Source organism: Pseudomonas sp. MCal1 (assembly GCF_026341415.1).
Classification (GTDB): domain Bacteria; phylum Pseudomonadota; class Gammaproteobacteria; order Pseudomonadales; family Pseudomonadaceae; genus Aquipseudomonas.
This window is the reverse complement of record NZ_JAKUMP010000015.1, coordinates 187444-210386: the sequence shown is the minus strand read 5'-3', so window position 1 is coordinate 210386 and position 22943 is coordinate 187444. Positions and strand designations below refer to the sequence as shown.

Genomic DNA, 22943 nt, shown 5'->3' with positions numbered 1-22943 from the left:
ATGTGTTTGCTCGCACGAACATCATCAATCAAATCGGCGTTCTTGTTTGTGTGTTTCCCGAGATTCCGTGAAGAACCTTTTTTTTCCCGATCACAGCCAGCGGCAGTTGCCTTCACCGGCACTTGGATCTTGCTGTAGGAATTTGCTGAAACTACAGGTCTGTTTCTGGCATCACGGACATGTCCTACACGATTAAACGATTGTCCTGACTGCGTCGAACCGTAGACCCACGCAAAGTCCCGAGCCTGAAAAAGGTACAGGGAAATGTGGATGCTTGGCGCCAGCACACCCGTTGTATTCACACTCGAAATAGAGGGTTTTCCCCACGACCTTCAGGTCTTCGAATTCCGGGCCAGGGAAGCGCTCAACCAGACCTACGAGGTCGAACTCGAGCTGGTCAGCGAACGCCGCGACCTTGATCTCGAATCCCTGCTGCACCAGCCAGCCTTTTTGTCGTTCTGCCCGGACGGCTCTGGCATTCACGGCCAGATCCATCGGGTCGCCCAAGGTGACTCTGGCACACGCCTGACCCGCTACCAGATTGTTCTGGTGCCTCATCTGGCCTATCTCGCCCATCGTCATAACCAACGCATTTTCCAGCATCAGAGCGTGCCGCAAATCATCGCTCGTGTGTTGAGTGACCATGGCATGCAGCCGGATGCCTGGCGCTTCCAGCTCAGCGCCGATTACCGGCCTCGCTTGTATTGCGTGCAATTTGACGAGACGGATTTGTTCTTCATCCAGCGCTTGTGTGAAGAAGAAGGACTGCACTTTCATTTTCAGCACAGTCGCGATGGGCACCTGTTGGTATTCGGTGATGATCAAAGCGCCTTCCCTGCGCCGGCTGCACCGACGGCCTATGCACAAGGCAGCGGCATGGTGGCCGAAGCGGCGGTCATAGACCGCTTCAACGTCCGCCTGGAAACCCGCACCACACACGTCAGCCGCCGTGATTACCACTTCGAAAAGCCAACCGTGCAACTGGACGCCGAAGCCAAAGAGGCACGGCTTCCAGTGCTTGAGGATTACCGCTTTCCGGGTCAGTTCATTCATCGTGACCGGGGTAAACATCTCAGTCAGCGTGCCCTTGAGCGGCATCGCGCCGATTACCGTCAAGCCCGGGGGCGCAGCGATCAGAGCCTGCTGCGCAGTGGCAGTTTCGTCGACATGAGGGAACACCCACGCGACGATTACAACGGATTATGGCTGCTGACCAGCGTCGATCATCTTGGCCGGCAACCGCAAGTGCTGGAAGAGTCAACGACCGACCTCGCTACCGCAGACGACTTCACTCAGGGCTATCGCAACCACTTCGTTGCGACGCCCTGGGACGTCATTTTTCGCCCCGCCCTCGAACACCGTAAACCCCGAATCAACGGCAACCAACATGCCGTGGTGACCGGGCCGCCCGGCGAAGAGATTTACTGCGATGCCTACGGCCGGGTGAAAGTCCAACTGCTGTGGGATCGCGAAGGCCAACTCAATGAACAATCCAGTTGCTGGTTGCGCGTAGCCACAGGCTGGGCTCATGACCAATACGGCAGCGTGCAGATTCCGCGCGTCGGCATGGAAGTGCTGGTCGGGTTCACCGAGGGCGACCCGGACAAGCCGTTCGTGCTGGGTTGTTTAGCCAACGCCGTGACGCCAGTGCCGCTGGATCTGCCAGCGGAGCAGACCCGCAGTATCTGGCGCAGCCAGAGCAGCCCCGGTGGCGGTGGTTACAACGAACTGCGCATCGAAGACAGAAAAGGCGCGGAAGAAATCGCCATTCGCGCCCAGCGTGACTTCGTCCAGCTGGTGCTCAACGACCAGCGTGTCCAGATCGACAACCAGAGCACGGTGGTGGTGGGCGGGGTGGCCAGTCATGAATTGCGCAGCGATGAACACCACCTGACACACGGCAATCGCCTGACCGAAATCAAGCAGGACGATCATCTGTGGGTGCAAGGCGACCGCCACATTCGTGTCGCCAGTCAGCGCCTGAGCGCGGGCCAGCAGATCCATATTGGCGCAGGCCAGCAAGTGGTCATCGATGGCGGGACTCACGTGACGATCAAGGCCGGCGGGCATTGGTTGACGCTGGGGCCCGAAGGCATTTGCAGCAGCGTGCCGATTCTGCAGGGCGGCGCACCTGCGCCGGGAATGGCGGCGGAACCGTTGGTGCCTGGGGCGTTGCCGTTGTTGAAAGTGGCATTTGATCCGATTCGGCAACGCCACGCCCTGGTGTCTGCGCGCGCCTCGCGTTGCCTGATCTGCGAGGCTGCCAGCGCGTGAGCCTTTTGACTGATTTGCCTGACGATTTGCCATGGACCCGACAACAGGCTTTTTTGCTGCTGGACGGGGCGACGATCAGTGATCTGCCAACGCGGTTGAGGCAGATCAGCCCTTCGGTCAGCACATTGGCTCTGTATGACCAGCCACCCTTCGCGGCACTGCGCGATCTGTCGCCTCTGCTCGTGGCCATCGAGCGGGCTGACGAGCCATTGGCACGGTTCTTCCTGCAACACGCGGCGCAAGAGTGGGGCGTGCTGTTGTTCAGCTGCGCGCCGATGCACAGCGTTGGCGAGCATTTGCGCAAACTGCTGAGTGTCGAATTGCCGGCCGGGCAATCGGCGCTGTTGCGGCTGGCCGATGCCGGGGTGGTGCATGCGCTGTATGCCAGTGGCGATCAGCGTTTGTTCGGGCCTTTGACCTGTGTGGTGACGGCGGACTGCGTCAACGATGCCTGGCACATCCATCGGCCTCGGCAGGCTGAATGTCCGGAGCTTCCTGTTCCTTATTGCCTGAACCCTGAACAGAACGCGGCGCTGGATCAGGTTGATCGGCGCCGAGCGTTGCTGGATCTGGATGCGCACCTGTTGAAGCACTTTTCCCGATTCCATGTCGGAGAGAGCCTGACCCAGCGCTGGCCAGCGCTGCAGCAAATGGAAGCCGAGGCCAGCGCGCTTGGCCTGCTCAGCCGATCCGAGTTGTTCAACTACGCCAACCTGTTGGCGTTGCTCGACAGCCGCGATATCGCCCAACACCCGCAAATCCACCACTTGTTTCACACGCCATCGCTGCAATCACCGGGCGAGCGTATCGCGCTGGCCGTTGATATGGCGCAGCGTTGGGCCCGTCAAAGGGAACGCCCATGACCCATCCCGCCATCCTCGACGCTGCCGCCGCCTCGAAAGCCCCCATCGTTGCGCCCGCAGCTTGCCCGCTGCAACAAACCCATGTGCAACTGCTGCCGCTGAGCTACGGCCTGGTGGAAAGAGCGTTCGATCCGGGCACCGAATTGAAATTGCCGTACACCTTGACCGCGCGCCCGCTGGGCATCCGTCGTCTGCGTGATGGCTGGCTGTACATCATCGACAGCCTCAGCGGCGAGTTGTACGAATACCGAATGCTCGACGGTATCGTCACGGCGCTGCTGCATCAGGGCAAACAGGTCAGCGAGGATCAGCGCACAGCAATTGAAGAGCGTCCGGCGCTGATCTTTCCCCGGCAAAGTACGTTGTACGTGACCTTTGCCGAGGTGCAGTGGACGGCAAGCAAATGCCATCAGGTGCTGGACAGCCGCGAAGAGCGCAACCATTTCATGCAGGCGGTCGATCTTGCACCGGTGAATTGTCTGACCGGTGGGGAGCATTTGCTCACCGTCGAGCAGACCCGGCAGTGGCTGGCGGAAGTGGCGGCGGGGGCCGAGCCGGTTGCCGATGCGGACGCGACGCGGATGCCCACCGTGCAGGTCAGCGACGCCCCCGAGCACGAGCGCGAACCTTATCTGTGGGAGCAACCCCGGCGCTTTCGCGAGGCGCACATCGGCGAATTCCTCGGCCGGGTGCGCGGGCCCTATCAGGACGACACGCTGTTTCTGCTGGTCAACGACGATCTGGGGGTGATGCGCGATCTGGCCGAGTACCAGGACACCGTGGTCGGCTGGGTCGATGAGTGGAGCAACACCGGCAACAACGCGCGCGATTATCTGCTCGCCAGCTACATCGAGTCGCTGAGCCAACTGAGCGGCGCCGATGTCGACGGATTGGCCAAGGCCAGCGAACAGCCGCAGGCCAAAGCCCTGTTTGCCGATCTGGAACAGTTGCCCGAGCCGGATCGCGAGAATACGCGCAAGGCGTTGCTCGATTACTTGAACAAGGGCGGGGATGTCCAGGCCGATGGACCGGCGCCGCCCGAACTGCAAAAACTGCGCGCTCAGGGTTTTGATGACGGCATGGGACAGAATCGTCTGGCCCCTACGGCTGAGGTGGATCGGCGTTTTTATACCCGCCAGTACTTCGAAGCCGTCGCCCCCGAGGAATTTGTCGAACAGCATCTGGAGACGCTGATCCGCCTCGGCAAGGATCAGGATCGGCGCATCAAGGACGTGCTCGACGGCCCGCTGCTCAGCGGCAAACGCGGGGTCAACGACCTGATCGACCGCCCGGCGATGGACGAGCGACTGAACCTGTTGCGTGACGACCTTGGTCGCTGGAACCGCCTGCTCGAACGCATCACCGCCGACCGCACGCAACTGTTGGTCGCCGGACGCTTCCATCGTTCGGCCTGGTACTACGACGCGCAAGTGGCGGCGCAACTCCATCAAGCCCTCAGCGCCGAATACGCCTGCCTCAAGGACCTGTGCCGCAGCGATGAAGCGAGCGAAAAAGTGCTCGGTTATCTGGAGGAACACCCGGAACTGACCCGAACCGTCTTCTACACCTTGCCGCTGCGCCTGCAAACGGAGCAGAGCGGGCAATACTCGACACTGTTCAACGCTCTCATGGCCACGTTCAACAACCTGCCGGACTGGCTGGCCAAACTGAAAATGATCGAACAACCGCAACTGCCGGCCCTCGACGACATGCCCGAACACACCCGCGTCGTCGCGGCGGCGGTGCAGGACACTTACAGCCCGGCATTGAACCTGGGCCTGAACCGTGTGCTGGAAGGCTTCGACCTGTCGGGCGAGAAAATCCCCGATCTGGATGAACTGTTCCAGCGCCTGCCCAAAGCCCTGCGCCTGCGCCTGTTCGACGCGGCGAAAACCAGCGGCGTGACCTTCACCGTCGCCAGCCCGGCTGAGCAGTCCGCGCTGCAAACGGCGATCAAGGAAGTTCTGCGCGAACGCGAATACCTCATGACCCTCAACCGCGAACGCAATCAGATCACCCACAACAAGAATCGCCAGGGGCACAAGACTCCACGGGCGATGGAGTTGCAGGAAGAAATTGTGCGGGTGCGGGCGCAGTTGACCCGGATCGAAGCGCAACTGGCAGGGGCACTGAGCCCGATTGAAGAACTGCCGGATCGCTCGGCCCGGTTGTACGGCGCGACGCCTGCAAGGGCAGGGGTGACGGTGGTGTTTCCGCCGGCGCAGCAGCAGGAGCTGCGTGGGTTGTTGGGGAATATCCGGGCGGGACTGGGCGGGGTGTCGGCGGGGAGTCTGGTGAAGACGGAAGGGATGGGATTGGTGGTGGTTTTGGTGCAGGTGGTGAATTTGGTGGGGGTAATCAAAGAGCTGTCCACTCAGATCAAGAACAAGCGAGCGTGGGGTTCGCTTTATGGCGCTCTCGCAACAACTGGCGCGGCCGGGTTTACAGCGGCGCAAAGCTTGGCGGATACGGCTTTGAAAGCTCGTAGCACGGCACTTGTTGCTGGGTTGCAGAGCGTTGCTTTGGAGCACGTACATGTGCAGATGGGGAAATTGCATGTTGGGCTGGGCGCCTTCACCTATGGTTTTGGGTTGGTGTCATCAGCGATCAGTCTGAATAACCAGTACCAAAATTGGCAGCAAGCGGTTCGTAGCGGAAGCCAAAATGCGCAGCAAACAGCTTCATTGGCTATCTTGGGGGCCGGGGGAATGGTGGCGGTAAATGCCTATGGTTTGAGTAATACTGTCCACGCCACATTCAAGGTGCTAACCGCACCGAATAAAGCGGCCAGAACAGCCGCTTGGTCGGCTGCTGGTACACGCCTTTCCACTGTGTTTTTCCGCTTCAATCTGGCCGGGGCCTTGTTCACTGTGTTGGAACTGAGCGGCACCTGGCTATTCAATCGCTACAACCTCAGCGCTCACGACAAGTGGCTGAAAATCACACCCTGGAGCCGGGATGCCGAGATGCGCGGTGACCACTCGCTCGAGGACTACCAAAGTTATCTGGCCTTTCTGATCCACGCGCCTTACGCACAACTGGGTCCCAGCCTGTATGACTCCTGGCTGAAGAACCTGCTGTTCAAAGCCAGACCCAGCGATATCCATCTCGTGCTACCCAGGCTGACGTTGGGTGATCTTTTGCCGCCTTTGGGTGGGAACGCTACTCACCTCCTGGGCGTCGGAGCCCACCGCATTTCGATGCCGCTTCACAGTCGCGGAACCCCACGAGAGCGCAAGGATGTGGTCAGCGAAGAAGTCCTCCGCAGCCTGCGCATCGTCAAGTCTTCAGCGGAAGGCTTGGTGCTCTGCCTGCAGTACCCGGTAGATCCCGATTCCGAATTCACCCCGGCGAAAGAAACGCTGGAGCTGGCCATCTGTATTCAAAACCTGAATGACAAAGGTGAATGGACATCCCGCACCCGTGTCATTCATATCGACCCAAGGGGAGAGGGGCACTTTGCAGTGGTTGCTCCGCAGCTCGTGAAAGAAAAACCACCGGTTTTGCTGGTTGAAACCCAATTTCTGGAGCAGGCAGACCATGCCGAATAATCACGTCGAACCGGTAGTTATTCCGCAAGTCGAGACACCTAGAGCGGCAGGAGACATCGAGCCGTTCCCGAGCGGTAAAGTCACCTATCTGGCACCTTTACCTTTGCCATCACCGATTCCACCTTACGGCCCACATATCGGTGAGCTGAACGATTGTTACATGGACTTTGGCCTGGGATCTCCACAGGTATTTTCATGGCAAGTCATTCTGGGTGGGCCACTAAGCGTCGCTTTTTCAGCTGCGTTCCTGCTCCCCCTGATTGGCGGATCTATGTTCTTTTTATTTGGTAATGGCTGGGATGATGTCTCTCATGCTATCCAGGGGCTTTTCGATGTAGGGAAAGGGGTTTCGGTTTTTGTAGGGTGTTTGATGCTTGTAATCGGCCTCGGCGTCTGGCACCACAACCACAAAAAACGCGCCTCAATCATCCCGACCCGCTTCAACCGCCAACGCCGCGAAGTCTGCTTCATGCCCGAAGGCGCCACCGAACCGGTCTTCGTCCCCTGGGAATCCCTCTCCGCCTGGATCATCGAGGCCCAAGGCGCCACCCAATACGGCATCCACCGCCAGTACGGCATGGGAATCGGTTTCTACGAAGGCGAAACCCTCACCAGCCTCGAATTCCAATGCGCCGGCCTGCCGCTCGCCATCAGCCATTGGGAAGCCATTCGCGGCTACATGGAATACGAGGTCAACGACCTCAAATCGATCCAGGATCTGCAAGACCTGCAAGGCCCCGACGACCCGCCCCACGAAGGCCTGCACACCTTCCGCAATGCCCGCGCACGCATGCACCAGCAGATCCGTGAAGGTTCACGCACTCGGCTGTCCGGGTTTTTCTGGTACCTCTATCACGTCATGACCTTGTGGACGATTCCCAACCGCCTCGTCGAATGGGAAGTGCGCCGTCTCGAACGGATCGGCAAGCAAGCACTGCCCGAGGCCATGCGCCAATGGTCGGAGCCGCTGCCGAAAGAGCAGTGGGCCAAACCGAGTGAAGAGTTGCTGCGGCTGAGCGAGCAGGTACGTCAACTGCAAAAGCGCCAGCCGCATCGGCCGATCACCGAGATCTTTGCTGAGGTGCAGCGATAGCCTCGGAAGCAGTGAGGGACAGTTTGGCGAGACGTGCTTCCCACCCTCTCTGCTAGTATTCGCCCCACTGCCTTACGGAGACTCCCCATGACAGAACCCATCCGTCTGACCCAATACAGCCACGGCGCCGGTTGTGGCTGCAAGATTTCGCCCAAGGTGCTGGAGGTGATTCTGGCCGGCAGCGGGGCGCAGAACCTTGATCCGAAACTGTGGGTCGGCAACGCGTCGCGCGATGATGCGGCGGTGTATGAAATCGATGCCGAGCGCGGGGTTGTCTCGACCACGGATTTTTTCATGCCGATCGTCGATGACCCGTTTGATTTCGGCCGCATCGCTGCCACCAATGCGATCAGTGACATCTACGCCATGGGCGGCGATCCGCTGATGGCGATTGCGATCCTCGGCTGGCCGGTCAATGTGCTGGCGCCGGAAGTCGCGCGAGACGTGATTCGCGGCGGACGCGCGGTGTGCGATGCGGCGGGGATTGCGTTGGCCGGCGGGCATTCGATCGATGCGCCGGAGCCGATTTTCGGGCTGGCCGTCACGGGGCTGGTGGAAAAGCGCTTCATGAAACGCAACGACACCGCCACCGCCGGTTGCCTGCTGTACCTGACCAAACCATTAGGCATCGGCATCCTCACCACCGCCGAAAAGAAGGGCAAGCTGCGCCCCGACGACATCGGCGTGGCCCGGGACTGGATGTGTACGCTGAACAAGCCCGGCAGCCGTTTCGGCAAACTGGCCGGGGTCACCGCCATGACTGACGTCACCGGGTTCGGGCTGCTCGGGCATCTGGTGGAGATGGCCGACGGCAGTCACCTGACAGCGCGGGTTTTTTATGATCGGGTGCCGCGTCTTTCGAGCATCGAGTACTACCTCGAACAGGGCTGTGTGCCCGGCGGCACTCTGCGCAATTTCGACAGTTATTCGAGCCGGGTCGGACGGGTGCAGGAATTGCACAAACGGGTGCTGTGCGATCCGCAGACCAGCGGCGGTCTGCTGGTGGCCGTCACCCCCGAAGGCAATGCAGAATTTCTCGCCGTCGCTGCCGAACTCGGCCTCGCGCTTGAGCCGATCGGTGAATTGATCGGGCGACAGAGCCACGCGGTCGAGGTGAATTGATGGCCGCCGACTTCACCGACTACCGCGACATCTTCCTCAACGACCGGCCACTGATGGATGCCCGTGCGCCGGTCGAGTTTCACAAGGGCGCGTTCCCCGGTGCGGTCAATCTGCCGCTGATGAACGACATCGAGCGGCAGAGAATCGGCACTTGCTACAAGCATCACGGTCAGCAAGCCGCCATCGAGCTGGGCCATCAATTGGTGTCCGGGTCGGTCAAGGCCGAACGTATTCAGGCATGGGCGGATTTTTCCCGGGCGCATCCCGAGGGTTATCTGTATTGCTTTCGTGGCGGCCTGCGTTCGCAGATCGTGCAGCGTTGGCTCAAGGACGAGGCCGGCATTGACTACCCGCGAATCGGTGGTGGTTACAAGGCGATGCGCGGCTTCCTGATCGACACCCTTGAACAGGCAACGGCCCAGTGTGATTTCGTGTTGCTGGGCGGCATGACCGGCACGGGCAAGACCGAAGTGCTGGTGCAACTGCGCAACGGCATCGATCTTGAAGGGCATGCCAATCATCGTGGCTCCAGCTTTGGCAAACGCGCCACCGGCCAGCCGTCAAACATCGATTTCGAGAACCGGCTGGCCATCGACTTTCTGAAAAAACGTGCCGCCGGCATTGATCAGTTTGTACTTGAGGATGAAAGCCGGGTGGTCGGCAGCTGCGCGTTGCCGTTGCCGCTGTATCAGGGCATGCAGCAATACCCGATGGTCTGGCTGGAGGACAGTTTTGAAAACCGTGTCGAGCGGATCCTGCGTGACTATGTGGTGGATTTGTCCGCCGAGTTCTGCGCTGTGCATGGGGACGAAGGCTTTGCGCTGTTTTCCGAGCGATTGCTGGCCAGCCTGGACAATGTGCAGAAGCGCCTGGGCGGCGAGCGGCATCGGCGGATGTTGCTCCTGATGGAAGAAGCGCTGGCAGAGCAGGGCCGCAGTGGTGCGGTGGATTTGCATCGGGGCTGGATCGAGGGGTTGCTGCGCGAGTATTACGATCCGATGTATGTATTTCAGCGCGAGAAGAAAGGTGGACGTATCGAGTTTGTGGGGGAGCGCGGAGCGGTCGTCGAATATCTGAGTCAGCGGATGAGCCGGAACCCCTGAAGGGCTCCGACCCGGCTGCCCACTGCTCACGTAGGACAGCTTTCCTGGCCGTTATCCAGCCCCTGTTTGTAGCTGTGGCTCTGCAGGCTGGCCTTGCCGTTGTGCCAGGTCAGCGTCAGCACATACAGCGAGTCGTAATCGCTGGATTCCCAGTCATCGGTGATTTTCTGTTTTCCGCCTACCGCGTTGCCGGCAACCTTGTTGATCAATTCAGGAAGGTAGCCGTGTGACCACGCGGTGTAGATGGTCGAGTTGTGGTACTTGTCGTTGGTCAACTCGCGGGCGAGGTCACTGGTATCGTTGGCCGAAAATTCGATGTTCACCGGCAGGCCGAGTTTGATCGCGGCGGGGCTGATGGTCATCAGCGGGCGGATGTAGCTGTAGGAGTTGTCCAGTTCGCCTTCCTCGACATTGCGCGTCGGGTTGGCGGCGAACACATAGTCGGCCTTGCCGAATTTTTCCGGCAGCAGGGTCGACAGGTCGATGGCCCGGTTCAGGCCCTGGCAGTTGAGCTGGCCGAGACCACCGGCAGGTTTCTCCGCGTGGCGCAGGAACACCAGGGTCTGGGTGCCGTCCACCGTTTGCGCGCGGCTTTCGCTGGATTCCAGCGACAGGAACAGCGCGCTGACCGCCAGCAGAGTGGGCAGGGCCACATAGGCGCGGTGTTTGAAGCGTTTGGCGAATTTCATCAAGTTCGTCATGGGATATAGGGTTCTTCAGTCTGTTCGGTTAAGGCTGACAAACCTCTGCACCGGGCTCGCACGCCGGAAGTTTTCCCTGTCATCAATGGCTTGCTTGGAGCCCTCTGAGGCCTGTTTGGTTCGATCCGGCTGCGTGCGCCGCACTTTACCTTTCGGCCCCTGCGATTGAAGGGAAGGTTAATCACAGGATGTTGCGGATTTAAGTAAGCGGGCGGGCGAGGGTGTAAAGAACCCGAGCCATAGGGCTGATCGTGGATTATGCTCAGGCCTTTCATTTTGTGACTGGATGCTACACATGACCGATCTGTCCGCGTTCCCGATCACCCAGAAATGGCCGGCGCAGTACCCTGACTGGATTCAGCTCTATTCGTTGCCGACACCTAACGGCGTCAAGGTTTCGATCATGCTCGAAGAGATCGGCCTGCCCTACGAGCCGCACCGCGTGGGCTTCGACACCCATGACCAGATGTCCCCGGAATTCCTGTCGCTGAACCCGAACAACAAGATCCCGGCGATCCTCGACCCCCACGGCCCCGAGGACAAACCGCTGCCGTTGTTCGAGTCCGGCGCGATCCTGATCTATCTCGCCGACAAGAGCGGCCAGTTGCTCGCCCAGGAAGGCGCGCTGCGCTACGAAACCATTCAGTGGCTGATGTTCCAGATGGGCGGCATCGGCCCGATGTTCGGCCAGCTCGGTTTCTTCAACAAATTTGCCGGCAAGGACTACGAAGACAAACGTCCCCGTGACCGTTACGTCGAAGAAAGCCGGCGCCTGCTCAGCGTACTGAACACCCGTCTGGAAGGGCGCGACTGGATCATGGGCGAGCGCTACACCATCGCCGACATCGCCACGTTTCCGTGGGTGCGCAACCTGATCGGTTTCTACGAGGCGGGCGATCTGGTCGGCATCAATGACTTCCCGAACGTCACCCGGGTGCTGGAGCGCTTCCTGGCGCGGCCGGCGGTGGTGCGTGGTCTTACGATTCCTCAATAAGGACGGTGCATGGATTCGTTCCATTTCAAGCAACTCGATGTGTTCAGCCAAACTGCGCTGAAGGGCAATCCGCTGGCGGTAGTCTTTGATGCCGACACTCTGAGCGATGAGCGCATGGCGGCCTTTGCAAACTGGACCAATCTGAGTGAAACCACCTTCATTCTTGAACCACAGGACCCTCGCGCCGACTATCGCGTGAGGATCTTCACGACACTGAGCGAACTGCCATTTGCCGGGCATCCGACCCTGGGCACTTGCCACGCCTGGCTGGAAGCGGGCGGCGTGCCCAAGGGAGCGGAGATCGTTCAGGAGTGCGGCGTGGGGCTGGTAAGAATAAGGCGCGACGGATCGGAACTCGCTTTCCTCGCGCCGCCGCTCCTGAGGTCCGGGCCGGTCGAGACCGACGTCATGGAGCGGGTGCAGCGCGGTCTGGGAATCACCCGTGACGAGATTGTCCGCGCGCAATGGGTGGACAACGGCGCGGGATGGCTCGCGGTGATGGTCAAGGATCGGCAGCAGGTGCTGAACTTGCAACCGGATCATTCGCAGATGCAGGGCCTGGCGGTAGGCGTCATCGCGGCGTGGGATTCCGAGCGCGACGGTGACGCGGCCCAGTTTGAGGTGCGTGCGTTCATTTCCGGTGATGGCATGCCCGAGGATCCGGCCACCGGCAGCCTGAATGCCGGGATTGCCCAATGGTTATTGGCGGAGGGGCTGGCGCCCGATTCCTATACCGTCAGCCAGGGCTTGAGCATGGGCCGGGCGGGACAGCTGCGGATAAACCGGCTCGGGGACGAGATCTGGATCGGCGGCTCCGTGGTCACGTGCATTGAGGGGCAATTGCGACTATGACAGGCAGATTCGCCGGCGCAAAGTCCGGCGATTATTGCGACCCCGGTAATGCACTGTTGATTGATCCAGGTTTGTACCTCGATCCTCGCAAGGCATAAGCTTCGCCCCCTACGACTTTCGTCTCATCCGCTGTTTTCAGGAAAGGCCCCATGTCCAGTCAGTTCCCCGAAGCACGTCCACGCCGTCTGCGCCGCAATGCGAGCCTGCGCAGCCTGTTCCAGGAAACCGAGTTTTCCCTCAACGATCTGGTGCTGCCGATCTTCGTCGAAGAAGAGATCGACGACTTCGTGCCGATCAAGAGCATGCCCGGCGTGATGCGCATTCCGGAGCGCAAACTGGCCGGTGAAATCGAGCGTTACGCCCGGGCCGGGATCAAGTCGGTGATGACCTTCGGCGTGTCCCACCATCTGGACGCCAACGGCAGCGACACCTGGCGCGAAAACGGGCTGGTGTCGCGCATGTCGCGGATCGCCAAGGACGCCGTGCCGGAGATGATCGTGATGTCCGACACCTGCTTTTGCGAATACACCGACCACGGCCATTGCGGCGTGATGCACAACCATGAAGTCGACAACGACCAGACCCTGATCAACCTCGGCAAACAAGCGGTGGCGGCGGCGCGTGCCGGTGCCGACGTGATCGCGCCGTCGGCGGCGATGGACGGCCAGGTGCGGGCGATCCGCCGGGCGCTGGACGATGCCGGCTTCACGCAGATTCCGATCATGGCCTACTCGACCAAATTCGCCTCGGCGCTCTACGGCCCGTTCCGCGAGGCCGGCGGCAGCGCGCTGAAAGGCGATCGCAAAAGCTATCAGATGAACCCGATGAACCGCCGCGAGGCCCTGCGCGAATCGTTGCTCGACGAGCAGGAAGGCGCCGACGCACTGATGGTCAAACCGGCCGGCGCGTACCTGGACATCATCCGCGACATCCGCGAAGCCTCGACCCTGCCGCTGGCGGCGTATCAGGTCAGTGGCGAGTACGCGATGATCAAGTTCGGCGCCCAGGCCGGGGCCATCGACGAAGACCGCGTGGTGCGCGAAAGCCTCGGCGCGATCAAGCGCGCGGGTGCGGACCTGATCTTCACCTACTTTGCGATGGATCTGGCATTGGCCGGGATTTAAGCAACACCACAAAACCCAATGTGGGAGCGAGCTTGCTCGCGATATCGGCGTATCAGACAACCCTGCATTGACTGACAGATCGCTATCGCGAGCAAGCTCGCTCCCACAGTGGTTTGTGGTGTTCTGAATCAGGTGAAAAACGGACGGATCCCGTGATCACGGAAGTACCGCTCGATCACCTTCGGATCCGCGCTGTTGTCGGCAATCGCCACGTAGGTATCCGGGCGCAACAGGTAAAAGCCATTGCGCCCCAGTCCTGCCGTTTCAAACGCCGGACGCCAGTCGAACACGTGCAGCGGCAAGTGATGTTCATTGCACCAGGCGATCATCTCGTCGCTGGTGTCACCGTACACATGCACCTGCCAGCACGGATGGCGCAACGGCTCGTAATTATCCCCCTCTCCATCATGGGCCCACGGCAAGCGGTCGCCGCCGTGGACGTGCCCGGCCACGCCTTCGCTCAGCGCCATGCCCCGATAGTTGACGGTGATTTGCGACACCGTGCGAAACAGGAATTCGCGGCTGGACTCGAATGAGGCCATTTTCGGAATCAGGAACGGCGCCAGCCGCGTGCGCAGCAGGTCGGCCATGCGCCCTTCGGCGGTGACGAAGCTGAAGACCTTGTCGGTGGTCGACACCAGCCGTCGGGCGAAGGCGATGCGTTCGGTCTCGTAGCTGTCGAGCAGTTGGGGTGTGGCAGCGCCGCCGAGCACTGCCGCGAGTTTCCATGCCAGATTGATCGCATCGCCGATGCCGGTGTTCATGCCCTGACCGCCGGCGGGGCTGTGTACGTGGGCCGCGTCGCCAAGCAGAAACGCACGGCCCTGGCGAAAGTGATCCGCCACGCGGTGATGCACGCGGTAGGTGGAGAACCAGTTGACGTCCTCGATGTGCACGTTCAGATGTTCGATGGCGCGATTGCTGACATCAGAAAACTCCAGGGTTTCGGCGCGATCAGCACGTTCGTCGCGCACGGTGCCGATCAGCCGCGCACGGCCTTCGCCGGCCAGCGGGAACACCGCCAGAAAATCCGCTTCGTCCAGATCCAGATGCAACTCGCCGTTGAGCGCCGGGCCGCTGGCCCGCACATCCGCGACATAGAAAATCTGCTGATAAGTGCCACCGGGAAAACCGGTGTCGAGGGTTTTGCGCACGACCGAGCGGGCGCCGTCACAGCCGGCGAGATAGCAGGCCTGACAGATTTCCTGCTCGCCATCCGGCAGGCGCAAATGCGCGGTGAGGCCGTCGCCGTTTTCCGTGAAGCTTTCCAGCGTCGTGTTGCGCTCGATGGTTACGTCGTAGTCTTCGAGGCGGTCGATCAACAGCCGTTCGTGTTCGTCCTGCGGGTACATTTCCAGAAAGGCATAGGGTGTCAGGCCATCGCCGATCCGGTTCAGCGGCAGTTGCGCCACGGGTTTGCCCTTGACCCAGAAATTCGCCGCGGCCACCCGATGGCCGTTGCGCACAACTGTGTCGGCCAGATCCAGTTGCCGGTACAGCTCAAGGGTGCGCGCCTGCACCGCCAGCGCCCGCGATGTGGTGCCAGGCGCGGAGGTCTTGTCGATGATGCGCACGCGCACGCCCAGTTTGCTCAGCCACAAGGCCAGCACCAGTCCGGTGGGACCTGCGCCAATGATCAGAACATCACTGCGGTTCATGGTCTGTCCTCCTCGCGTGTCCTGACCTGCGGCATGCCGCTACGTGTGCAGCAGCAAGTATGGATCAGTCGGCGAGGGCGGCCAGTCGGCCTGCCAAACGGGACGATGGAACAGCGTCGCCGGCCCGCAGTCCTATCCTGCACCCTGCGATTGCGCGTAGGGTTAACCCGGCTCAACGGACTGGATGAAGCGTTATGCACACCCCTCGATTATTCGTCAGCCTCGCCGCGCTGCTGGTGCTGGCCGGTTGCGCCGGTCAACGCAGCATCGAACCGGCGCCGCGCCCGCCCGCCGAGGTCAAGGCGCAGATCGTGCGCCTGCTGCCGGCAAAAACCGTCGACCGCCAGGGCTGGGCCACCGACATCTACGCCGCGTTCGCCGCCCAGGGCATCAGCTCGACCACGCAAAACCTGTGTTCGGTGCTGGCCGTTGCCGAGCAGGAATCGACCTTTCAGGTCGATCCGCCGGTGCCCGGCCTGGGCAAGATCGCCCGTGACGAAATCGACCGCCGCGCCGCCAAGGTGCATATCCCGAGCCTGTTGGTCAGTGGTGCCTTGCAGGTGCGCTCGCCCAACGGCAAAACCTACAGCGAACGCCTGAGCGCCGCCCGCAGTGAAAAGGAATTGAGCGCGATTTTCGATGACTTCATCGGCTCGGTGCCGATGGGCCGTACGCTGTTCAGCGGTTTCCACCCGGTGCACACCGGCGGGCCGATGCAGGTCAGCATTGAATTCGCCGAGCAGCACGCCAAGGACTATCCGTACCCGGTGGACGGGACGATTCGTCACGAGGTGTTCACCCGTCGTGGCGGGATGTATTTCGGTATCGCGCATTTGCTGGGGTATCCGGTGAGTTACCGCGAGCCGCTGTACCGCTTTGCCGACTTCAACGCCGGCTGGTACGCCAGTCGCAACGCGGCGTTTCAAAACGCGGTCAGCCGCGCTTCGGGCATTGCGCTGGCGCTGGATGGCGACCTGATCCGCCCGGGCGCGATCATGCCGGGCAGCACGGAACTGGCGGTGCGCACCCTCGGCAAATCGCTGGGCATGCGTAATCCGGTGATCCGCGATCAACTGGAGAAGGGCGATAGCCTGGCCTTCGAGGAAACCAGACTGTATCAGCGGGTGTTCGAGCTGGCCGAGCGTGCGGAAGGCAAGACATTGCCTCGTGCGGTGCTGCCGGGCATCGTGCTGCAAAGCCCGAAGATCACCCGCAAACTGACCACGGCGTGGTTTGCCAAACGGGTCGACGAGCGCTATCGGCGCTGCATGGCCAAGGGCTGAGGACGATCAAAAAGGTATAAAAAAACCCGGCTGACGGGAGCCGGGTTTTTTCTGGGTTGTTGCGGTCAAGCTATTCATTCAGGCGACGCGACGTTCAATCAGACGATCCGAGCCACCTTCAGCGACGCGGCGTTCGATCAGACGATCCGAACCACCTTCAGCGACACGGCGTTCGATCAGACGATCCGAACCACCTTCAGCGACGCGGCGTTCGATCAGACGATCCGAGCCACCTTCAGCGACACGGCGTTCGATCAGACGATCCGAACCACCTTCAGCGACGCGGCGTTCGATCAGGCGATCCGAACCACCTTCAGCGACGCGGCGTTCGATCAGACGATCCGAACCACCTTCAGCGACGCGGCGTTCGATCAGACGATCCGAACCACCTTCGGCAACGCGGCGTTCGATCAGACGATCGGAACCGCCTTCGGCGATCATGGTGTGGGCCGGCTTGGCGGCAAATGCGTTGAAGGCCAGAACCGAAAGGGCAATGCTGAGGATGACTTGGCGTTTCATGATGGTGTGCTCCGGGGGTGTTGTTTGTTTGGTATGGAGCGGATGTTACGCCCGGGATTTTTTAAGAGAACTTCATTGACGTGATGGTGAACATCGACGCCGATGATGGTTCGTCACAACACCTTCACGGCACGGCCAATCGCCTGGATCGGCCCGGTGGGTTTGCCGATCGGCGAGCCGTTGGCGCCTTCCAGCGTCAGCTCGAACAACTGGTTCGGTTGCAGCGGCGGCAGCTTGTCCAGCGGGATCGACAGCGCCTGCCCCGGCTTGACCAGCCCCAGCGACACCGGCCCCTGCCAGCCGTCGGCCTTGGTCCAGAACTCCAGGGCCTTGTCGGTCGGCACCTCGACCACGCCCAGCGGAATCAACTGAATCTCCCGTGGACTGCTGGCCTGGATCACCCAGCCCGGTGCCTTGTCCTGCGGGGCGACCAGCACCACCAGAAAGCTCGGTTTCGGCGTGGTCTGGGTCAACAGGATCGACCCCAGCAGCAAGCTCGCGGCCAGCCCCGCAGCGCTCAAGCCGCGCCACAGTGACAGGCGGTTCCACCAGGAAATCTCTGGTGCCGGTTTATGGGTGAGTTGCCCGACAGTGCGTTCAATGCGTTGCCACAGTTGCGACGAGGGCTGATGCGCCGGGACGAGGTCGGTCAGTTCCAGCAGACGCCGCTCCCAGGCGTCCACGGCCGCTTGCAGCTCGGGCTCGTTGGGCAAGCGTCGTTGCACTTCGGCGCGCGCTTCGGCCGAGAGGGTGCCGAGCACGTATTCGCTGGCCAGTTCATCGCGTTCCTGCGCCGATTCGGTGGTCATCCCATGCACTCCCGCAACGCATTGAGGCTGCGTTTGATCCAGGCTTTGACGGTGCCCAGCGGCGTGTCGAGGCGCTGGGCGATCTGCGCGTGGCTGTAACCGTCGACGTAGGCGTGAAGGATGCAGCGGCGACGTTGCGGTTCCAGTTGATGCAGGCAGCGATGGACGCGGGTCGATTGCGCCAGCGCATCGAAGCCGTCATCAATCGCCGGAGATTCGTTGTTGTCGTTCAGCGGTGTTTCCCGGTCGTGATTGCGCAACACATTCAGCGCCAGATGGCGGGTCACGCTGAACATCCAGCCCCGGGCCGAACCGCGCGCCGGGTCGAAACCCGCCGCGCCGGCCCAGATCTTGATGAAGGCGTCGTGAACGATGTCTTCGGCCAGCGCCGCGTCACGCACCAGACGGCGGGCCACACCGAGCAGGCGCGGACTTTCCTGCACATACAATTCGCGCAGGGCCCCGCGCTCGCCGCGGGCACAGGCGGCGAGGCGGGCTTCGTAATCGAACGCGGTTTCGGGCAATGACATGTCCTGCAATCTAGCAAGCATCGAGCAAACGTCCAGTCAGGCTCAGTTCGCCGCCCAGAAAATGTAATCGGCCTGGTACTTCACCACTTCCTTCTGGCCCTTGTTCGCCGCCGTGCATTCACTGCCCGGCGCCACGCCGCCCTTGAGCGCGACGCGCTGGATGTAGCTCACGCCGCTCATGGCGCCTTTGCCTTCGGCGGGGTTGGCCTTGACCAGTTGATAGGGCAGGTTACCCGGGCTCGATGGCGCAACGGCCAGTTGCGTGCCGGTGACTTTCGAGCCGTCCTGCGCCTGCCAGGTGGCGGGCGGGCCGAAGTAGGTGCCGACCTGTTTGCCGCTGCGATCATTGAGCACCGCTTTCGGGCCGACGAACACCCACTCGGTCTGGCCGGCGACATTGGCCTTGTCCCGGCATTCGTAGGTGATCTCGCCGACCCCGGTGGTTTCCATCGCGATCCTGTGGCCGTCCGGCACCTTGATCGCATCGGGATAACTGCTTTGGGCAAAGCTTGTCGAGGCAACGGCGAGCAAACCGGTGAGGCCAATCAGTTGGGTGATGTTCATCAGTGTTTCTCCGAAAAGGGTAGACCGCTGACAGCCGAAAATGGGCTGTTACAGGGACTACCCGTGACGGAGCGGTTTGGATGCAGTGGCCGGAAAATAAACTTCAAACCCCATCGATTACACCTGTGGGCGAGCTTGCTCGCGAATACGGTGTGTCAGCCACATAAATGCTGACTGATCCGACGCCTTCGCGAGCAAGCTCGCTCCCACAGGGATCTTTGTCAGGCTTCAGGCCGGAGGCTTTCAGCAACGCCTGGGTATACGCATGCTGCGGCGCCGCAAAAATCTGGCGCGACGCTCCCTGTTCCACCACCTTGCCGTCCTTGATCACCATCAAGTCGTGCGCCAGCGCATGCACCACCGCCAGGTCATGGCTGATGAACAGGTACGTCAAGCCGTGACGGATCTGCAATTGCCGCAACAATTCCACCACCTGTTTCTGCACCGTGCGATCCAGCGCCGAGGTCGGTTCGTCGAGCAGAATCAGCGCCGGTTCCAGCACCAGTGCCCGGGCGATGGAAATGCGCTGGCGCTGGCCGCCGGAGAATTCGTGGGGATAGCGATGGCGGCTCTGCGGGTCGAGGCCGACTTCCTCCAGCACGCGGATCACCGCCGCCTCACGTTCCTCCGCCGTGCCGATGCCGTGGGTCAGCAGGCCTTCGGCGATGATCTGCTGCACCGACATCCGTGGGCTGAGGCTGCCGAACGGGTCCTGGAACACCACCTGGATCTGTCGCCGCAACGGGCGCATCAAGCGCTGATTGAACAGGCTCAATTGCTTGTTGCCGAACCGAATGTCGCCCTCGGATTCCACCAGCCGCAGAATCGCCTGGCCCAGCGTCGACTTGCCCGAGCCGGACTCGCCGACAATGCCCAGGGTCTTGCCCCGTTGCAGCCGGAAACTCACGCCGTCCACGGCCTTGATGTATTCCTGGGTGCGGCTGAACAACGTCTTGGGCAGCGGGAACCAGACTTTCAGATCGTCCACTTCCAGCAGGTTGTGATCGTAGCGACTCGGCACCGGTGCCCCCGACGGTTCCGCCTCGATCAGCAGGCGGCTGTAGGGATGCTGCGGGGTGCGGAACAGTGTTGCGCAGTCGGCCTGTTCGACGATTTCCCCGTGGCGCATTACGCACACCCGCTGGGCGATGCGCCGCACCAGATTGAGGTCGTGACTGATCAGCAGCAGCGACATGCCGAGGCGTTGCTGCAACTCGATCAGCAGTTCGAGAATCTTCTGTTGCACGGTTACGTCCAGCGCGGTGGTCGGCTCATCGGCGATCAGCAATTGCGGCTCGTTGGCCAGCGCCATGGCGATCATCACCCGTTGCCGCTGGCCGCCGGAGAGCTGGTGCGGATAGGCCTTCAAGCGCTGCAACGGCTGGCGAATGCCGACCAGTTCCAGCAGCTCCAGCGTGCGCTGGCGCGCGGCGCGGCCCTTGAGCCCCTTGTGGATCTCCAGCACTTCGCTGATCTGTTTTTCCACCGTGTGCAACGGGTTCAGCGAAGTCATCGGCTCCTGGAAAATCATCGCGATGCGGTTGCCGCGCAAGCCGCGCAGTTGCTGTTCGCTGGCGTGCAGCAAGTCCACGCCGTTGTAGCGGATGCTGCCCGTGCTGCTGACGGTTTTGCCTGGCAGCAAACGCAGGATCGAGTGCGCCGTCCACCGACTTGCCCGAGCCGGATTCGCCGACCAGTGCCAGGCACTCGCCACGGCGGATGTCGAGATTCACACCGTGCACCACTTCGTGCCCGGCGAAGGCGACGCGCAGGTCGCGGATTTCAATCAGGTTGTCGGTCATTTCAGCTCCGGGGATCAGGATCGCGGATCGAACGCGTCACGGCAGGCTTCGCCGATGAACACCAGCAGGGACAGAATCAGCGCCAGGGCAAAAAACGCCGTCAGCCCCAGCCACGGCGCTTGCAGATTGCGCTTGGCCTGGCCGATCAGTTCACCCAGCGACGCGGTGCCGGCGGGCATGCCGAAACCGAGAAAGTCCAGCGCGGTGAGGGTGGCGATGGCGCCGGTCAGAATGAACGGCAGGTACGTGAGGGTTGAGGTCATGGCGTTGGGCAGAATGTGCCGGCGCATCAACTCGCTGTCCGTCAGGCCCAGGGCCCGCGCGGCCTTGACGTATTCCAGGCTGCGCCCGCGCAGGAACTCGGCGCGCACCACGTCCACCAGTGCCAGCCAGGAAAACAGCGCCATGATCCCCAGCAGCCACCAGAAACCGGGCGAAACGAACCCCGACAAAATAATCAGCAGGTACAGCACCGGCAGCCCCGACCAGATCTCCAGCACCCGCTGCCCGAGCAAGTCGACCCAGCCGCCGTAGTAACCCTGCAACGCCCCGGCCACGATGCCGACCAGCGCACTGACGGCGGTGAGGATCAGTGCAAACAGAATCGAAATCCGCGTGCCGAAAATCACCCGCGCCAACACGTCCCGCGCCTGATCGTCGGTGCCCAGCCAGTTGCTGGAGGACGGCGGGCTCGGCGCCGGTTCCGTGAGGTCGTAATTGACCGTGTCGTAGCTGAACGGAATCGGCGGGAACAGCATCCAGCCGCCCTGATCCTCGATCAGTTGGTGCACGTAATTGCTGGCGTAATCCGGCTGGAAGGGCAATTCGCCGCCGAAATCGGTTTCCTGATAATCGCTGAGGATCGGGAAGTAAAAAGCGTCGTGGTAGCGGATCACCAGCGGTTTGTCATTGGCGATCAGTTCGCCGCCGAGGCAGATCAGGCACAGCCCGACGAACAGCCACAGCGACCAGCGCCCGCGACGGTTGGCCTTGAATTGCGCGAGGCGCCGCCGGCCCAGAGGGGAGAGTGTGAACATCAGGCAGTCCTCGCCGAGAAGTCGATGCGCGGGTCGAGCAGGGTGTAGCAGAGGTCGCCGATCAGCTTGATCAACAGGCCGAACAGGGTGAACAGGAACAGCGTGCCGAACACCACCGGGTAGTCCCGTGACACCGCCGCTTCGTAGCTCATGCGCCCGAGGCCATCGAGGTTGAAGATGGTTTCGATCAGCAGCGAGCCGGCGAAAAACACCTCGATCAATGCCGACGGCACACCGGCCACCACCAGCAGCATCGCGTTGCGAAACACATGGCCGTAGAGCACGCGTCGTTCGGTCAGGCCCTTGGCGCGTGCGGTGATCACGTACTGACGGCTGATCTCGTTGAGGAAGCTGTTTTTGGTCAGGATCGTCAGCGTCGCAAAACCGCCGATCACCAGCGCCGTCACCGGTAATACCAGGTGCCACAGGTAGTCGCCGACCTTGCCCCACAGGCTCAGGCTGTCGAAATTGTCCGAGACCAGCCCCTGCACCGGAAACCAGTTGACGTAGCTGCCCCCGGCGAACACCACGATCAACAGGATCGCGAACAGAAACGCCGGCATCGCGTAACCGACGATGATCGCCGTGCTGCTCCAGACATCGAACGCGCTGCCGTTTTTGATCGCTTTACGGATCCCCAGCGGGATCGAAATCAGGTAGGTGATCAAGGTTGCCCACAGGCCGAGGGACAGCGACACCGGCAGCTTCTGCACGATCAGATCGGTCACCTTCGCACCGCGAAAGAAGCTGCTGCCCAGCTCCAGTTGCGCGTAGTTCTTGAGCATCAGCCACAGGCGTTCGTGCATCGGTTTGTCGAAACCGTAGTGCTGCTTGATCTCTTCGATCAGCGCCGGGTCCAGGCCGCGGCTGCTGCGTCCGGCCCCGCCGATCGCGGTCACTTCGCTGGCGCCGCCCATGCTGTGTCCGCCGAAGCCTTGCAGGCGAGCGATGGCCTGCTCCACCGGGCCGCCGGGCGCCGCCTGCACGATGACGAAGTTGACCACCAGAATGCACAGCAGCGTCGGGATGATCAGCAACAGACGTCGACTCAGATAACGCCACAT

At 61.5% G+C, this 22943-nt stretch carries 18 protein-coding genes and 1 pseudogene; 10 read left to right on the top strand and 9 right to left on the bottom strand.

What is annotated here, in order from left to right:
• Positions 1-270 precede the first annotated feature (270 nt).
• The 6 genes from tssI to mnmH all read left to right on the top strand — a co-directional run bounded on the left by tssI (position 271) and on the right by mnmH (position 10006).
• A complete protein-coding gene (gene tssI / locus MKZ87_RS23960) occupies positions 271-2274 on the top strand; it encodes a type VI secretion system tip protein TssI/VgrG (protein WP_266202055.1) in 2004 nt (667 codons plus the stop codon).
• Complete coding sequence (locus tag MKZ87_RS23955; RefSeq protein WP_085705226.1) at positions 2271-3137, top strand: DUF4123 domain-containing protein; 867 nt, start codon at positions 2271-2273, stop codon at positions 3135-3137. Before tssI ends, MKZ87_RS23955 begins: the two co-directional genes overlap by 4 nt.
• Entirely contained in the window at positions 3134-6688 is a 3555-nt protein-coding gene (locus MKZ87_RS23950; protein WP_266202054.1) for a toxin VasX, read from the top strand. Before MKZ87_RS23955 ends, MKZ87_RS23950 begins: the two co-directional genes overlap by 4 nt.
• 370 nt (positions 6689-7058) lie before the next feature.
• Positions 7059-7781: a hypothetical protein gene (locus MKZ87_RS23945; RefSeq protein ID WP_266202053.1), complete on the top strand. Its 723-nt coding sequence runs from the start codon at positions 7059-7061 to the stop codon at positions 7779-7781.
• 87 nt (positions 7782-7868) lie between these two features.
• Positions 7869-8903 carry a selenide, water dikinase SelD gene (gene selD, locus MKZ87_RS23940; RefSeq protein WP_085698919.1) on the top strand — a complete coding sequence of 345 codons (1035 nt, stop codon included), beginning with the start codon at positions 7869-7871 and terminating at the stop codon, positions 8901-8903.
• Positions 8903-10006 carry a tRNA 2-selenouridine(34) synthase MnmH gene (gene mnmH / locus MKZ87_RS23935; protein ID WP_266202052.1) on the top strand — a complete coding sequence of 368 codons (1104 nt, stop codon included), beginning with the start codon at positions 8903-8905 and terminating at the stop codon, positions 10004-10006. The genes selD and mnmH overlap by 1 nt, the downstream gene beginning before the upstream one ends.
• Before the next feature lie 26 nt (positions 10007-10032).
• Here the strand turns inward: mnmH and MKZ87_RS23930 are convergent, their stop codons facing one another.
• On the bottom strand, positions 10033-10707 hold the full coding sequence (locus MKZ87_RS23930; protein ID WP_085698923.1) for a histidine phosphatase family protein: 675 nt from the start codon (positions 10705-10707) through the stop codon (positions 10033-10035).
• Positions 10708-11002: 295 nt separating this feature from the next.
• Between MKZ87_RS23930 and MKZ87_RS23925 the strand changes: the two genes are divergently transcribed.
• The 3 genes from MKZ87_RS23925 to hemB all read left to right on the top strand — a co-directional run bounded on the left by MKZ87_RS23925 (position 11003) and on the right by hemB (position 13677).
• Positions 11003-11701, top strand: a complete 699-nt coding sequence (locus MKZ87_RS23925) for a glutathione S-transferase family protein (RefSeq protein ID WP_085703304.1) — start codon at positions 11003-11005, stop codon at positions 11699-11701.
• Positions 11702-11710: 9 nt separating this feature from the next.
• Positions 11711-12553, top strand: coding sequence for a PhzF family phenazine biosynthesis protein (locus MKZ87_RS23920; protein ID WP_085703303.1), 843 nt, complete (start codon positions 11711-11713; stop codon positions 12551-12553).
• A 149-nt stretch (positions 12554-12702) separates the two neighbouring features.
• Positions 12703-13677 carry a porphobilinogen synthase gene (gene hemB, locus MKZ87_RS23915; protein ID WP_007958982.1) on the top strand — a complete coding sequence of 325 codons (975 nt, stop codon included), beginning with the start codon at positions 12703-12705 and terminating at the stop codon, positions 13675-13677.
• A gap of 128 nt (positions 13678-13805) precedes the next feature.
• Here hemB and MKZ87_RS23910 read toward each other — a convergent pair whose 3' ends face one another.
• A complete protein-coding gene (locus tag MKZ87_RS23910; RefSeq protein ID WP_085703302.1) occupies positions 13806-15335 on the bottom strand; it encodes an FAD-dependent oxidoreductase in 1530 nt (509 codons plus the stop codon).
• A gap of 194 nt (positions 15336-15529) precedes the next feature.
• Between MKZ87_RS23910 and MKZ87_RS23905 the strand changes: the two genes are divergently transcribed.
• Positions 15530-16618: a DUF1615 domain-containing protein gene (locus MKZ87_RS23905; protein WP_266202051.1), complete on the top strand. Its 1089-nt coding sequence runs from the start codon at positions 15530-15532 to the stop codon at positions 16616-16618.
• Positions 16619-16696: 78 nt separating this feature from the next.
• Here the strand turns inward: MKZ87_RS23905 and MKZ87_RS23900 are convergent, their stop codons facing one another.
• The 7 genes and pseudogenes from MKZ87_RS23900 to MKZ87_RS23870 form a co-directional block, all read right to left on the bottom strand.
• The gene (locus MKZ87_RS23900; protein WP_011335081.1) at positions 16697-17137 is read right to left on the bottom strand and encodes a hypothetical protein; all 441 of its coding nucleotides are present in this window, start codon (positions 17135-17137) and stop codon (positions 16697-16699) included.
• A 113-nt stretch (positions 17138-17250) separates the two neighbouring features.
• On the bottom strand, positions 17251-17946 hold the full coding sequence (locus tag MKZ87_RS23895) for an anti-sigma factor (protein ID WP_085698931.1): 696 nt from the start codon (positions 17944-17946) through the stop codon (positions 17251-17253).
• Positions 17943-18476 carry a sigma-70 family RNA polymerase sigma factor gene (locus MKZ87_RS23890; protein WP_176247742.1) on the bottom strand — a complete coding sequence of 178 codons (534 nt, stop codon included), beginning with the start codon at positions 18474-18476 and terminating at the stop codon, positions 17943-17945. The genes MKZ87_RS23895 and MKZ87_RS23890 overlap by 4 nt, the downstream gene beginning before the upstream one ends.
• A 42-nt stretch (positions 18477-18518) precedes the next feature.
• Positions 18519-19040 carry a DUF3455 domain-containing protein gene (locus MKZ87_RS23885; protein ID WP_085703299.1) on the bottom strand — a complete coding sequence of 174 codons (522 nt, stop codon included), beginning with the start codon at positions 19038-19040 and terminating at the stop codon, positions 18519-18521.
• 103 nt (positions 19041-19143) lie between these two features.
• Positions 19144-20842, bottom strand: a pseudogene (locus tag MKZ87_RS23880) (ABC transporter ATP-binding protein).
• 14 nt (positions 20843-20856) lie between these two features.
• The gene (locus MKZ87_RS23875) at positions 20857-21879 is read right to left on the bottom strand and encodes an ABC transporter permease (protein WP_085703297.1); all 1023 of its coding nucleotides are present in this window, start codon (positions 21877-21879) and stop codon (positions 20857-20859) included.
• A complete protein-coding gene (locus tag MKZ87_RS23870; RefSeq protein ID WP_085703296.1) occupies positions 21879-22943 on the bottom strand; it encodes a microcin C ABC transporter permease YejB in 1065 nt (354 codons plus the stop codon). The genes MKZ87_RS23875 and MKZ87_RS23870 overlap by 1 nt, the downstream gene beginning before the upstream one ends.